The 13,871-nt window shown below is 69.3% G+C and carries 10 protein-coding genes and 1 pseudogene; 4 read left to right on the top strand and 7 right to left on the bottom strand.

Annotated elements, in window-relative coordinates:
* Positions 1 to 19 precede the first annotated feature (19 nt).
* The 5 genes from SACXIDRAFT_RS00970 to SACXIDRAFT_RS00950 all read right to left on the bottom strand — a co-directional run bounded on the left by SACXIDRAFT_RS00970 (position 20) and on the right by SACXIDRAFT_RS00950 (position 8,263).
* On the bottom strand, positions 20 to 1,069 hold the full coding sequence (locus SACXIDRAFT_RS00970) for a ribonucleotide-diphosphate reductase subunit beta (protein ID WP_006236581.1): 1,050 nt from the start codon (positions 1,067 to 1,069) through the stop codon (positions 20 to 22).
* Positions 1,070 to 1,101: 32 nt separating this feature from the next.
* Positions 1,102 to 3,570, bottom strand: coding sequence for a ribonucleoside-diphosphate reductase subunit alpha (locus SACXIDRAFT_RS00965; protein WP_006236580.1), 2,469 nt, complete (start codon positions 3,568 to 3,570; stop codon positions 1,102 to 1,104).
* 172 nt (positions 3,571 to 3,742) lie between these two features.
* Entirely contained in the window at positions 3,743 to 5,239 is a 1,497-nt protein-coding gene (locus SACXIDRAFT_RS00960) for a flavin-containing monooxygenase (protein ID WP_006236579.1), read from the bottom strand.
* A 289-nt stretch (positions 5,240 to 5,528) separates the two neighbouring features.
* Positions 5,529 to 7,028, bottom strand: a complete 1,500-nt coding sequence (gene lysX, locus SACXIDRAFT_RS00955) for a bifunctional lysylphosphatidylglycerol synthetase/lysine--tRNA ligase LysX (protein WP_006236578.1) — start codon at positions 7,026 to 7,028, stop codon at positions 5,529 to 5,531.
* A 134-nt stretch (positions 7,029 to 7,162) separates the two neighbouring features.
* Positions 7,163 to 8,263: an AfsR/SARP family transcriptional regulator gene (locus SACXIDRAFT_RS00950; RefSeq protein ID WP_006236577.1), complete on the bottom strand. Its 1,101-nt coding sequence runs from the start codon at positions 8,261 to 8,263 to the stop codon at positions 7,163 to 7,165.
* A 12-nt stretch (positions 8,264 to 8,275) separates the two neighbouring features.
* Between SACXIDRAFT_RS00950 and SACXIDRAFT_RS23745 the strand changes: the two are divergent.
* The 4 genes and pseudogenes from SACXIDRAFT_RS23745 to SACXIDRAFT_RS00935 all read left to right on the top strand — a co-directional run.
* Positions 8,276 to 8,542, top strand: a pseudogene (locus SACXIDRAFT_RS23745) (helix-turn-helix domain-containing protein); the annotation flags it as partial.
* A 368-nt stretch (positions 8,543 to 8,910) separates the two neighbouring features.
* On the top strand, positions 8,911 to 10,911 hold the full coding sequence (locus SACXIDRAFT_RS00945; RefSeq protein ID WP_006236576.1) for an NACHT domain-containing protein: 2,001 nt from the start codon (positions 8,911 to 8,913) through the stop codon (positions 10,909 to 10,911).
* Between the two features lie 111 nt (positions 10,912 to 11,022).
* Positions 11,023 to 11,961 carry a PE-PPE domain-containing protein gene (locus tag SACXIDRAFT_RS00940; RefSeq protein ID WP_006236575.1) on the top strand — a complete coding sequence of 313 codons (939 nt, stop codon included), beginning with the start codon at positions 11,023 to 11,025 and terminating at the stop codon, positions 11,959 to 11,961.
* A gap of 97 nt (positions 11,962 to 12,058) precedes the next feature.
* Entirely contained in the window at positions 12,059 to 12,343 is a 285-nt protein-coding gene (locus SACXIDRAFT_RS00935) for a hypothetical protein (protein WP_006236574.1), read from the top strand.
* A 10-nt stretch (positions 12,344 to 12,353) separates the two neighbouring features.
* Here the strand turns inward: SACXIDRAFT_RS00935 and SACXIDRAFT_RS00930 are convergent, their stop codons facing one another.
* Both SACXIDRAFT_RS00930 and SACXIDRAFT_RS00925 read right to left on the bottom strand, forming a co-directional pair.
* A complete protein-coding gene (locus tag SACXIDRAFT_RS00930) occupies positions 12,354 to 12,971 on the bottom strand; it encodes an acetoacetate decarboxylase family protein (protein ID WP_006236573.1) in 618 nt (205 codons plus the stop codon).
* On the bottom strand, positions 12,968 to 13,828 hold the full coding sequence (locus tag SACXIDRAFT_RS00925; protein WP_006236572.1) for an enoyl-CoA hydratase-related protein: 861 nt from the start codon (positions 13,826 to 13,828) through the stop codon (positions 12,968 to 12,970). The genes SACXIDRAFT_RS00930 and SACXIDRAFT_RS00925 overlap by 4 nt, the downstream gene beginning before the upstream one ends.
* Between the last annotated feature and the right edge of the window lie 43 nt (positions 13,829 to 13,871).

Here is a 13,871-nt window from a genome sequence, read left to right as displayed (position 1 = left end):
CGTCCCGCACCCACGTCGGTCAGTCCCACTCCAGTGCCGCGCCGCTGCGGTAGTCGGTCACCCTGGTCTCGAAGAAGTTCTTCTCCTTACGCAGGTCCATGGCTTCCGACATCCACGGGAACGGGTTCTCCCTCTCGCCGAACACGGGGTCGAGACCGAGCTGCGCCGCCCTGCGGTCGGTGATGAAGTGCATGTACTGCTCGCACAACTCCGCGGACAACCCCAGTATTGGCCTCGGCATGGTGTCGCGGGCGTAGGCGACCTCCAGAGCACACGCCTCCACCAGCATGTCGCGCACCTCCTGCTGGAACTCCGGCGTCCACAGGTGCGGGTTCTCCACCTTGATCTGATTGATGCAGTCGATGCCGAAATTCAGGTGGATCGACTCGTCGCGCAGGATGTACTGGTACTGCTCGGCGATGCCCACCATCTTGTTCCGCCTGCCGAGCGACAGAACCTGGGCGAACCCGGTGTAGAACCACATGCCCTCGAACACGACGTAGAACGCGACGAGGTCGCGCAGGAAGTTCTGGTCGGCCTCCGGCGTCCCGGTGCGGAAGCCGGGATCGTCGAGGTCGCGCGTGTAGCGCAGCGCCCAGGAATCCTTGTCCGCGATCGAAGGAACCTCCCGGTACGCGTTGAACAGCTCGCCCTCGTCGAGGCCGAGACTTTCGCAGATGTACTGGAAGGTGTGGGTGTGCACGGCCTCCTCGAACGCCTGCCGCAGCAGGTACTGCCTGCACTCCGGGTTGGTGAGGTGCCGGTAGACGGCGAGCACGAGATTGTTCGCCACCAGCGATTCGGCCGTCGCGAAGAAACCGAGGTTGCGCTTCAGCATGAGCCGCTCGTCGTCGCTGAGGCCGTCGCGCGACTTCCACAGAGCGATGTCGGCCTGCATGGCGACCTCGGTGGGCATCCAGTGGTTGTCGCATCCGGCGAGGTACTTCTCCCACGCCCAGCCATACTTCATCGGAAGCAGCTGGTTCACGTCGGCGCGCGCATTGATCATCGCCTTGTCGTCCACGTTCACACGGGCGGCGCCGAAGTCGAGGGTGAGGTTCTTGCTCAACGAGTGTCCTTTCGACTGGGTTCGTCGGATGGCTACTGGCAGGCTTCGCAGTCGAGGTCGTCGATCCGGCAGGCCGCGGCGACGTCCAGGGCCTCGACGGGCACGGACGGCACGGCGGGGGTGACGGCGTTGAGCCTGCCGTCGGTGCCGCGCAATGTGCTCTTCTCCACCTGGGTGGCGGCGCGCGAGCGCAGGTAGTACGTCGTCTTCAGGCCGCGCCGCCAGGCGTGGCGGTACAGCGCGTCGAGTGCCTTGCCACTCGGCTCCGCGAGGTAGAGGTTGAGCGACTGCGCCTGGTCGATCCACTTCTGCCGCCGCGACGCCGCGTCGATGAGCCAGCGGCTGTCGATCTCGAACGCCGTCGCGTACAGCGCCTTGAGGTCGTCGGGAACGCGGTCGATGGGGGCGAGCACGCCGTCGTGGAACTTCAGTTCGGCGACCATGGCGTCGTCCCACAGCCCTCGCTGTTTGAGATCGCGCACCAGGTGCGGGTTCACGACGGTGAACTCGCCGGACATGTTCGACTTGACGAAGAGATTGGAGAACAGCGGCTCGATCGACTGCCCGACCCCGCAGATGTTGGAGATCGTGGCTGTCGGGGCGATGGCGAGCACGTTCGAGTTGCGCATACCCCCCGCGCGTACACGCTCGCGCAGCGAGTCCCAGTCGAGCGTGGTCGTGGTGTCGATGTCGAGTTCGCCCTCACCGCGAGCCTGCGCGAGCAGCCGCAGCGAGTCGATCGGCAGCACGCCCTGGCTCCACAGCGAACCCGCGAACGACGGGTACGTGCCCCGCTCCTCGGCGAGGTCGGCCGACGCCGCGATGGCGTGGTAGCTCAGCACCTCCATGCTGCGGTCGGCGAACTCGACGGCGGCGTCGGACGCCTGGGGGATGCCGAGTTCGAACAACGCGTCGGCGAAACCCATGAGGCCGAGACCGACAGGGCGGTGGCGCAGGTTCGACCGTTCCGCCTCCGGCACGGTGTAGAAGTTGATGTCGATCACGTTGTCGAGCATGCGGACGGCCGTGGTCACGGTGTCGCGCAGCGCTTCGACGTCGAGGCCGTTCTCGCCGACGTGGCGGGCGAGGTTGACCGAACCGAGGTTGCACACGGCGATCTCGTCGGCGCTGGTGTTCAGCGTGATCTCCGTGCACAGGTTCGAGGAGTGCACCACACCGGCGTGTTGCTGCGGCGAGCGCAGGTTGCACGGGTCCTTGAACGTGATCCACGGGTGGCCCGTCTCGAACAGCATGGTGAGCATGCGCCGCCACAGCTGCTTGGCGCTCACTCTGCGGAACACGCGGATCTGCCCCGCGTCGGCGGCCTCCTCGTAGGCCCGGTACCGCTCCGCGAACGCGGTGCCGTAGAGGTCGTGCAGGTCGGGAACCTCGTCAGGGGAGAACAGCGTCCACTCCGCGTCGGCCTCCACCCTGCGGAGGAACTCGTCGGGCACCCAGTTGGCCGTGTTCATGTCGTGGGTGCGCCTGCGGTCGTCGCCGGTGTTCTTGCGCAGGTCGAGGAATTCTTCGACGTCGATGTGCCAGGTCTCCAGGTAGGCGCACGCGGCTCCCTTGCGCTTGCCGCCCTGGTTCACCGCCACCGCCGTGTCGTTGGCGATCTTGAGGAAGGGCACGACACCCTGCGACTTGCCTCCGGTGCCCCTGATGTGGGCGCCGAGACCGCGCACCGGCGTCCAGTCGTTGCCGAGGCCGCCGGAGTACTTCGCCAGCATCGCGTTGTTGCGGTAACTCGTGAAGATCGACGAGAGGTCGTCGGACACGGTCGTGAGGAAGCACGACGACAGCTGTGGGCGCCGTGTACCGGAGTTGAACAGGGTCGGGGTGGACGTCATGAACCGCAGTGAGGAGAGCAGTTCGTAGAACTCGACGGCCCTGGCCTCGCGATTGCGTTCGGCGACGGCAAGCCCCATCGCCACGCGCATGAAGAACGCCTGCGGCAACTCGAACCGGGTGCCCGAGTGCGGATCACGCAGCACGTAGCGGTCGTACAGCGTTTGCAGTCCGAGCAGGCCGAGGTCGAGGTCGCGTTCGGGGCGCAAAGCCGAGGTGATGACGTCGAGGTCGAAGGTGGCGAGGTCGTCGGCGAGCAGGTGCAGGTCGATGCCCCGGCGAAGGTAGTCGCGGAAGTAGTCCGCGTACGTGGCGGCCATCTCGGGATAGTCCGGCTGCCGTGGCTCGCCTGCGAGGTAGGAGACGGCCTCCGCGCGTGCCGAGTCGAGTAGCAGCCTGGCCGCCGCGAACGAGTAGTTCGGTTCGCGCTCCACGAGCGTGCGAGCGGCCATGACCTGCGCGAGTGCGAGTTCGTCCTCGCCGATGCCTTCGTAGACGTTGCGCCGGAGCTCTGTGAGGACAGCCTCGGCGGAGGTTCCGGCAAGACCGGCGACGGCCTCCCGCACGACCTTCTCGACCCGCTCCCACGCGAGGTCTCCCGCCCCGGCGGAGTGAGAGAGAGCGGTGTCCGGTGACGCTTCCACTGACATGCGACGACTCCAAAATGGGTGAGTTCGACCGCCTCGCGGGCAGGGGTGCCCGCGAGTTCGGCCGGTGTTCGGTTGTGCTGAGGTCTCGGAGATCGAAGCCTACATGTAGGGGTTCATGAGCGCGCAGCACCCAAGATATGGGCGTGTCGTGACTGTGGGCACAATGGCGGTGTCATTGAGTGACAGGTCCAGGTGGCTCGCCCGGCGCCGGGAGGCGGAGCAGGCGGAAGTCGGGCAGCCGGATGCGGCGGGTGCGGCGCCGGTAGGTGAAGGTGCGGCCCGGCCAGATGGACACGACACGGCCGCTCGTGTCGCGGTACCAGCTCCGGCAGTGCGTCCACACCGATCGTGCGAGCCTGCCCCGCACCTCGCGATCCCACCGGCGTTCCGCCTCCGGCCGCACGTCCAGGCAGTGGCCGGGGTGGTCGAGCAGCCACCGCACGGCGGAGCGGATGTAGCGGGCTTGGCTCTCCAGCATGTGCACGATCGAACCGCCGCCGAGGTTGGTGTTGGGTCCGTACACGAAGAACAGGTTGGGAAACCCGGGAACCGTGATGCCGAGATGGGCGCGAGCGCCGTCCCGCCACACCTCCGCCAGGGTGCGGCCGGAGAGGCCCCTCACGGTCATGGAACCGAGGAACTCGGACGCGGCGAAGCCGGTTCCGTAGACGATGACGTCCACCTCGTACTGCCTTCCGTCGGCAGTGCGGAGCCCGGTGGGCGTGACGGCGACGGCCTCACTGGTGACAAGGTCTACAGTGGACGAGGTGAGGGCGGGATAGTAGTCGTTGCTGAACAGCACGCGTTTGCAGCCGAGCCGATGGTCCGGTGTCAGTGCCGCGCGCAGGCCGGGATCGGCCACCGACCGTCGCAGGTGTCGGCGCGCTTGGACAGTGAACAGTGGACTGAAGAAGTGCCATCTCGACAGGCATTGCTGGGCGAACTCAGTGTAGAGCCAGAAACCGAGGCGGTCGAGTTGCCGCGCCAGTGGAACCGAACGCAGGAAAGCCAGACCCCGCTCGGTGTAGATCCGGTCGCGTTTGGGCAGGACGTACGGGGCCGTCCGCTGGAACAGCGTCACCGAGGCCGCCCGCTCCCGGAGGAAGGGAACGAACTGCACGGCACTGGCTCCGGTCCCGATCACCGCGACCCGCTTGCCCGCCAGCTCGCAGTCGTGGTCCCAGCGGGCGGAGTGGAAGGACTCGCCGGTGAAGGTGCCGATGCCGGGCACCGATGGGTACGCGGGCCGGGAGAGCTGCCCTGTGGCGGGGACCAACACCCTCGCGGAATAGGCGGCTCCGGCTGCGGTACGCACCAGCCAGCGTCCTGTCCGCTCACCGAACTCGGCCGAGACGACCTCGCTGTGGAAGCGAACATTCTCGTAGACCCCGCACCGGCGGGCCACCCGCAGCAGGTACCGGAGGATGTCGGGCTGCTCCGCGTACCGGCGGGGCCAGTCCGGCTTCGGGGCGAACGAGAACGAGTACAGCGGCGAGGGAACGTCGCAGGCCGCCCCGGGATAGGTGTTGTCGCGCCACACGCCGCCCACCTCGCCCGACGCCTCCAGCACGACGACGTCGTGGATACCGGCCCTGCGCAGTTCCACGGCCGTGGCGATGCCGCCGAATCCCGCCCCGACCACGAGGACGTCGGTGTCGATGATCTCCATGCACGGGGAGGGTAAGGCCGGATACCGGCCTGTACCAGGTCTTCCGGAGCCTGCCGGGCACGCGCCCGTTCCTCCGGACGTCGTGCCGGAGCGGCGGGCACGCGGGAGGTGATCGCCCCGCGATCACGCCTTCATGGGCGCGGGTTCCGCACCGTGCGGGCATGGATTCCGTCGCCGCACGGGCTTTCCGAGACGGGGGACCGCTACGGCGACGCGGCGGGGTTCATCCGCACGTCGGCCCGGTGGGAAGGCCGCCCACCGGGCCGGTACGCGGGCTCGGCGGTGCCGGTCAGACGGGCTTGACCATCGGGAACAGGATCGTCTCCCTGATGCCCTTGCCGGTGAAGGCCATGAGCAGCCGGTCGATGCCCATGCCCGCGCCGACGGTCGGCGGCATGCCGTACTCCAGCGCGCGCAGGAAGTCCTCGTCGAGCTGCATGGCCTCGGGATCGCCCCCCGCTGCCCGCAGCGACTGCTCCGTGAGCCGCCTTCGCTGCTCCACAGGGTCGATCAACTCCGAGTAGCAGGTGCCGAGTTCCATGCCGAACCCAATCAGGTCCCACTTCTCCGTGAGCAGCTCGTCGTCGCGGTGCTTGCGGGTCAGCGGGCTGGTCTCGACGGGGTAGTCCCGCACGAACGTGGGCTGGATCAGCGTGTGCTCCACCAGCTCCTCGAACAGGTGCTCCACGAACTTGCCTTGCCCCCAGGAAGGGTCCCAGCCGATCTCGCGCGCGTCGGCGTGCTTGCGGAGCACGTCGATCGGCGTACGCGGGGTGATCTCGGCGTCCAGCGCCTCCGACACCGACCCGTACAGCGTGATCTGCGGCCACTCACCGCTGAGATCCACCTCGCCGTAGCGGGGGTTGCGCACGATCTGGTCGCCGAACACGGCCTCGGCCGCCTGACGGACGAGGTTCTGGGTGATGTGCATGCCGTCGTTGTAGTCGCCGTAGGCGCGGTACCACTCCAGCATCGTGAACTCGGGATTGTGTGTGGAGTCGGCGCCCTCGTTGCGGAACGACCGGTTGATCTCGAAGACGGCCCCGAGGTCGCCGACGATGAGCCGCTTGAGGAACAGCTCGGGAGCGATGCGCAGGTACAGGTCGAGGTCGTAGGCGTTGATGTGGGTGGTGAAGGGGCGGGCCGTCGCGCCGCCGTGCACGAGGTGCAGCATCGGCGTGTCCACCTCGAGGAACCCGAGGTCGAGCAGGCCCTGCCGGAGCGCCTGCACGGTGGCCGCGCGCGTGCGCACCATGTCGCGGGCCTCGTCGTTGACGATCAGATCCACGTAGCGCTGCCTGACGCGGGCCTCGGGATCGGTGAGTCCCTTGTGCTTCTCGGGCAGGGGCCGCAGCGCCTTCGACGTCAGCGTCCATTCATCGACGAGGACCGACAACTCGCCGCGCTTGGAGGTGATGACCTCGCCGGTGACCCCCACGTGGTCGCCGAGATCGATGTCGCTCTTCCACGAGTCGAGTGCCTCGGCACCGACCTTGTCGAGCGACAGCATGATCTGGATCTGGGCGGTCGGGTCCTTGATCGTGGCGAAGCAGAGCTTGCCGCCCGTGCGGTACAACATGACCCGGCCCGCGACGCCCACCCGCTCGCCCGTGTGCTGGTCGGGTCCCAGGTCGCTGTGCTGTTCGCGGATCTCCGCGATCGTGGCGGTCCGGGGGAAACCGACCGGGTAGGGCTCCACACCCGACGTGCGCAACCGTTCCAGCTTGGCTCGCCGGATGCGCATCTGCTCGGGCAGGTCCTCGTGGAAATCGTCCAGCGCGTCACTCACGGCGACGAGTGTATCCGCCCAGCTAGGCCACCTTTCACACGTCCCAGGACAGTCTTGCTTTCCTCGGCGACCGCGGTTGCCGGTCACGCACGGTTGACCCCGCTGGCCGGTCAGGGCGCGGGCATCCGGTCCGGTTACGCGGAGCGCCGGACCGGATGCGGCACAGGGGCGACGGGGAGTTCGTCGCGGAGGATCGCCGTGTGGACGTGGCGCAGCCGTTCGCCCGGTTCCACACCGAGATCGTCGAGGAGCAGCTCGCGCACCCGCGTGAACACCGACACGGCGTCGGCTCTGCGGCCTGTCACGTACAGGGCGCGCATGAGCAGCTCGGCCACCGGTTCGCTGTGAGGATGTTCCACCGCGCCGGCTCGCAGTTCGTCGATGGCCTGAGTGTGACGGCCCAGCCGGAGCAGCCCCTCGGCCCTCCGGGTCGCCAGCGTGAGCCTGCGCTCGGTCAGCCGCAGCCGCACCATGTCGGCGAACGGGCCGGGCAGCCCGGAGAGCGGCTCTCCTGCGAACAAGTCCAGCGCGCGCCGGTGCGCCTCGACGGCGGTGGTGACATCGCCCGCTCGCCACGCCGTGCCCGCTTCGGCGGTGAGCTCGTCGAGGCGGGTGACGTCGAGGTCGGCCCCGTCGCCGGAGAAGCGGTAGCCCGCGCGATCCCTGTCGATCACCGGGTCGCGCCCTCCGCCGAGGCATTTGCGCAGCCGGTAGACGTACACCTGGACGACGTTGCCCTCGGGGGCCGAAAGGCCCCACACGTCGTTGAGCAACTCACGCCTGCTCACCGGAACACCCGGCCGCAGTGCCAGCGCCGCGAGCACGGCCTGCTGCCGCGCGGGGCCGAGATCGAGCGGGGTCGCGCCTGCCCACGCCCGCAGTGGTCCGAGCGCGCACAGCCGGAGCGGGGGACTGGCAGGGGCGGGCCCGAGCGCGGGTGACGGTGTGGGGCGGCCATTCGCCGGCCGCTGCCCGGGCCGGGGCCCGGCCGGTGACACGATGCTGTGGTCGAACGCGTAGACGATGAGCGCGCAGCGGTCACGGAGGCCGAGACCGGCGCGGAGGCGCTCGACACCCTGCCGCACTGCCGCGACAGGGCAACCCAGTTCCGCCGCGATCTCCGAGTCGTTCAGACCACGCCCGACCGCGCGCAGCACGCGCAACTCCGTGGTGGTGAGGCGGCGGGCGGGCGCAGGTGGCGTGGTGATCGACGGGTCCGGGGCTGTGGCCGCCATGCGATCTCCTTCGTGGCCTCTCACAGTGTCCCGATTCTTCGAGTGCACGGGCATGGCGAACAGGCCAGCGACCGGCCACTTGTGGCCGGTGCCACGATAAGCTGCTCAACCTCAGCCAACTTCAGACGAAAGGCGGCCGTGACCAGCGAGTTCGGCGCACAACTTCGGCTGCGACGGCGTGCGGCGGGGTTGACCCAGGAGCAGTTGTCGGAACGTTCGGGTGTGGGGGTCCGCACAATCCGGGGCTTCGAAACCGGGGAACGCGCGGCTCCACGGATGGCGACGGTCAGGTTGCTGGCCGAGGCTCTTGAGCTGTCCGGTGAGGAGCGCGACGCTCTGGTGGCCGCCGCACTCGGGACGGTGCCGGGAGCGAGGACACCATCGCGGCCGTCGCACGGCGTCGCCGGTGGCGGGGATTCCGGCACAGCTCCGGCCGGTGAGACGGCGCCGCAACCCGCCGGGGACGGCGGCGCAGCGGATTCAGGGCCGGTGCCGGCCGCCGAGGGGAGGCGGAGCGTCCGGGCGGCGACGCGGGCTCCGCGCGGAACGGTAGCGGCGGTGACGACGACCCGAAGACCGACCGCGCGGACGGGACGGGCGCGGCGCACCTCGACGACGCCCTCGCCGACGCCGCCGCCGAACTCGCCATGGAGGTCGGCAGCCGGTGGCGCAGGGAGGAGGAGAACCGGCAGATCCACGATCCGTTCCCGCTGCCGGTGCGCTGGCACTCGGCGCGGGAGGATGTCGCCGACCACGACGAGAACGTCTACCGCGTCCTTCCTGACAGCACCTCGCCCGCGCCCGGAGTGGCGGAGTTGCGCGGAAGCCTCGCCGATGTGGTGGACACCTACCGGAGCCTGCCCTCGGGACGGATGGTGGTACTGGGCAGGGCCGGTTCGGGAAAGACCGTGCTGACCCTGCGTTTCCTGCTCGACCTGCTCAAGATCCGCAGGCGCGCCGACCCGGTTCCGGTGATCGTCGGCCTCGGGTCGTGGGACCCCGGGGCGGCGTCGCTACGGGACTGGCTGACCGATCAGCTCGAACGGGACCACCCGGAGTTCGCCGCCACCTCGTACGGCAGCACGACTCTGGCGGCCGCACTGGTGGAGGCGGGCTTGGTGCTGCCGGTGCTCGACGGCTTCGACGAGATCGCCGACGGGCTCCGGCGTCCCGCCTTGCGCGCGCTCAACGCCACTACCCTGCCTCTGCTGCTGACGAGCCGTCCCGACGAGTACGTCGCCGCCGTCGAGGACGTGGATGTGCTCACCTCGGCCGCGGTCGTCGAACTGTGCGACCTGACCGTGTCCGACCTCGCGGCGTATCTTCCGCGCACCGCGCGGAAGCGGAGATTCGGTGGCAAGGCGGCGACGGTGTGGGACCCCGTGCTGGCGGAGCTGACCGAGCATCCCGAACGGCCGGGGTGTGCCAACCTCGTCTTGGTGCTCGCCACCCCGCTGATGGTGGGTCTTGCCAGAGCCGTCTACAGCGACCAGCCCGGCAGGGACCCGGCCGAACTGCTCGACACCGAGCGGTTCGGCACACCCGAGGCCATCGAGACGCATCTGTTCGACACCTTCGTTCCCACGGCCTACCAGGACCGTCCCGGCGGCGAGCAGAGCCGTTGGGACGTGCGGCGCGTCCCGTACTGGCTCGGCTACCTCGCCAAGCACCTCGACCGGCTCGGCAGCCGCGACCTCGCCTGGTGGCAGCTCGGCAACACGCTCGGAGCCTCGATCCGCATGCTCGTGGTCGGCGTGCTGGCGGGCGCGGGCGTCGGTCTCGCCGAGTGGCTCGTGATGGGGCTCGTGTCCGGCGTGCTCCTCGGCCCTGAGGCGGCGAAGGAGTACCTGTTCGGGCTCGGCCTCGTGGACACGGCGCACGTCACGCTGGCGGCGGGCCTCGCGTTCGCGCTCGCGCACGGCCTCGCGTTCGTGTCCGGTACGGCGGCGCTCGAACCGTCGCGGTCCCGCATCGGAGTTCGCAAGGGGAGAACGAACCGGTTCCGCGTGTTCGTCTCCCGGTTCAGAGTCGGGTTGCTCGCGGGCGCCCTGTTCGGCGTGCTGATCGGGATCGTGTGGGGAATCATTCGATGGCTGGTGTCGGGCAAAGCCGAAGCGCTGCTCGGCGGCCTGATCGACGCGTTCCTGTGCTCGGTCGTGTTCGGCCTCGGGGCCGGGGTGTCGTACGGCGTGATCGGGATGCTCGAGACGTCGCGGGACATCAGATCGATCAGTAGCCCCGCCGATCTGCTGCGCCTCAACCGCAGGACCGTGCTCGCGCAACTGTGCCTTTTCGGGCCGATGTTCGGCCTCGTCGTCGCATTCGGCGGCGCGCTCGTCGTGGCGGTGTTCCAGGGCATCCTCGGGCCACTGTCCTACGGAGTACTGGGTGGGTTCCTGTGGGGAAGCATCGGCATGGTGGGCGGGGGGCTCGGTTACGTGCTCTGCATGACCGCGTGGGGGCAGTGGGTGGTCTTCGCGCGGATCTACCTTCCGCTGACCGGGCGCCTTCCGTGGAAGGTGCCCGCGTTCCTCGACGACGCGTACCGGCGCGGGGTGCTGCGGCAGGCGGGCACCGTGTACCAATTCCGCCACGCGCGCCTGCACGACCACCTCAGCCGGGTCTTCGAGGAGCGCGACAACGCCTGAGCGGAAGCGTTCATCCGGATTTCACGCGCTCTGCCTACTGTCCTCTCAGGACAACACCGCGGGTGCCCTTCGTCCGGGCAGCGCGGCCAGACTGGGGAGGACAGGGAAACGATGCCGACGAGGTCGAGGCGGGTCACGCTCGCGGTCGCCGCACTGCTGAGCGGTCTCGGGACGGTCACCGTTCCGGTCGCGCAGGCCGCACAGGACGCGGGCTGCGCGCAGACCAAGATTTTCGAGGTCGGGGGAGCGGGGGACGGGCTGGGACTCGTGTACGACGAGTTCAACGCGGGGGTGCCTGCCGGGGTGGAGACCGAGAAGATCGTCTACGCCGCCGAGATCGCGCCGTTCCCCGGCCACGAGAAGACCATGGATCAGTCCGTCGAGGAGGGAATGGCGGCCCTCGAAGAGGCGGTCCTGCGGTTCGCCGAGTCCTGCGCCGACTCGACTGTGATCATCGTGGGGTACTCCATGGGGGCACTCGTCGCGGGCAACGTGCTGGACACCTTCGCCGAGGGCGAGCAGATCCCGCACGAGGTGCTCAAAGGCGTGCTCTACGGTGATCCGCGCAGGCCGGGTGATCCGGCTTCGGGCTCGGACGGCAGCGCCGGTGGCGGTGCGGGCGGGGTCGCGACGAACATACCGACGTTCTTCCCCGGCATGACGTTGCAGGGCCCCCGGCCCGGTGACGGCGACGTGGCGGTGACGCAGATCTGCAACCAGAACGACGGCATCTGCAACTCCGTCAACCCGTTCACCAACGCGCTGGCCTTCGCCAACGGCTGGGCGGGATACCTCAACGGGGCGCACGCCTACGACATCGACCCGCTGCGGGACGTGGACCGGCCGGACATCTTCCTCACCCAGCCGCCGCTGATCCCGTACGGGCCGCCGCTGCCGCTGTCGCTGCCGAACCCGTACGAGCTGGCCGACGGCGACATCGAGCTGTCCCAGGCCGTGGTCAGGCAGGTTCGCGACGCGCTGAGGGCCGCACTGCCGGAACCGATGTGGCAGCGGCTGGTCGAGCGTCTGCCCTGGCTGGACCATCTCTGACCGTCCCTGATGCGGCAGGAGACGCGGAAAGGCCCGGCGTACCGACCCGCGCCGGGCCTTCGGCGGTTGTTTCGCAGAACGCGGTTTCGCGAGGGGGATGAGCATCTTCGTGGGCGCACTGCTGGGACTCGCCCTCTTCTTCGGCCTCGTGTTCGCCGTGAAGTTCTTCAGCGGCGGCGATGTGGTGCCGGGGGTGTTGTCCAGCCTTGTCGCCTCGGCCCCTGTGGTGGTTCTGCTCCACGGCGCCGTGCGCAACCGGATACGGTCCCTGCCGAGGAAGCCGGTGCGCGAACCGCCACCGCGTGCCGTCGTGCTCCGGCGGCGCAGGGCCGTGGTGCTGGCGCTCCTGATCGCGCTCGTCCTCGCCGTCGTGCTCGCGTGAGTCTCGCGGGTCAGCGCCTGCCGAACAGCAGACGCGCGTCCCGCAGGTGGACGCTGACCAGCGGGCGCCGCCCTCCGAGGTAGCCGAGTGGGCCGTCCGGGTTCACCGTCCACGTCGCGGACGCCGGTCGCGGGCGGACGCGGGCGAGCACGGGGCTGACGAGGGGCAGGCCGCCGACGGACTGGATCACCGAGAATCTCGCCCGCGTCGCGGGGCCGGACGGTCCTTTCGGGACGAATGTGGCCGAGGCGATCCACTCGCTCGGTGTCGCGGCCGACACGGTGACATCGCCGGTGCGGTCGAGGTGGAAGGTCGCGAGCTCCTTCGGGATGCCCCACAGAGCACGGCCTCCCCGAAGCGACGTCTCGCTGTCCACCCAGATCTCGGTGATGCTGCCAGCCGGTGAGCGCCCGTGCCGCACGGCGACGACTGCGAGCAGTTCGTGGTAGCTCAGCTGGCCCGGCGGGGTGTAGTCGATCCACGCGGTGACGACCACGGCCCGCCCTCCCACGGTGTGCGGGGTGACCACGTCGCTGACCCTGGGCAGTGCACCGAGCGGGACCGCCCACACGGACACGTACGCCTCGCCTGCCAGCCGCCACGGTTCGCCGGGGTATGCGGTGTTCACGTCTCGTCCCTTCGGAGCCAGGGCAGTACCTCGGGCAGGTCGCCGGGTACCCGGCCGCTGAAGTCCGGTGGCCGTTTCTGGAGGAACGACAGGACTCCCTCGATCGCGTCCGGGCTTTCGGGAATGCTCGCGATCAGACGCGAGTCGAGTTCGTGGACGGGGCCCGGAGAGTCCACACCGGACATACGGTAGAGCAGCTGCCGTGTGACGGCCACCGACACGGCCGCCGTGGTGGCGGCGAGGTCGGCGGCGAGGTTGTGCGCGGCGCCGCGCAGGTCGCCCGGGGCGTGCAGGCTGTGGACGAGCCCGGTGCGCAGCGCCTCCTCGGCGCCGAACACCCGTCCGCTGATCATCCAGTCGAGGGCGCGGCCCATGCCGACGAGCCGGGGCAGGAACCACGCCGAGGCGCCCTCGGGGTAGATGCCTCTGCGGGTGAACACGAAGCCGAACCGTGAGTCGGTGGCCGCGAGGCGGTAGTCGGCGGCGAGGGTGATGGTGAGTCCCGCGCCGACGGCGGCGCCGTTCAGTGCGGCGATCACCGGCGTGTTCGACGCGAACATCCGGCGCGACACCCGGCCCGCTGGTTCCTGCCACGCGTCGCCGGAGCCGGACGCGGGAATGACGTCGAAGCCGCCCTGCGACAGGTCGGCGCCGACACAGAAGTCGCGGCCGTGCCCGGTGAGCACGATGACCCTCACGTCGGGATCGCGGTCGGCCCTTCCGAGTGCGTCGGCGAGTTCGTCGGCCATGGTGATGGTGTACCCGTTACGGGCGTGCGGCCGGTTCAGCGCCACCGTCGCGATGCGCTCGGCGACCGTGTACGTGATCTGCGAGTAGCCTTCCCCGGCCTCAGTCATGACTGTTCTCCCGCCGCGTCCCGAGCCTGGCGGTCATTGGACC

Source organism: Saccharomonospora xinjiangensis XJ-54, assembly GCF_000258175.1.
GTDB lineage: Bacteria > Actinomycetota > Actinomycetes > Mycobacteriales > Pseudonocardiaceae > Saccharomonospora > Saccharomonospora xinjiangensis.
Note: the sequence above shows the minus strand (reverse complement) of the source record. Positions and strands in the feature narration are given on the sequence as shown.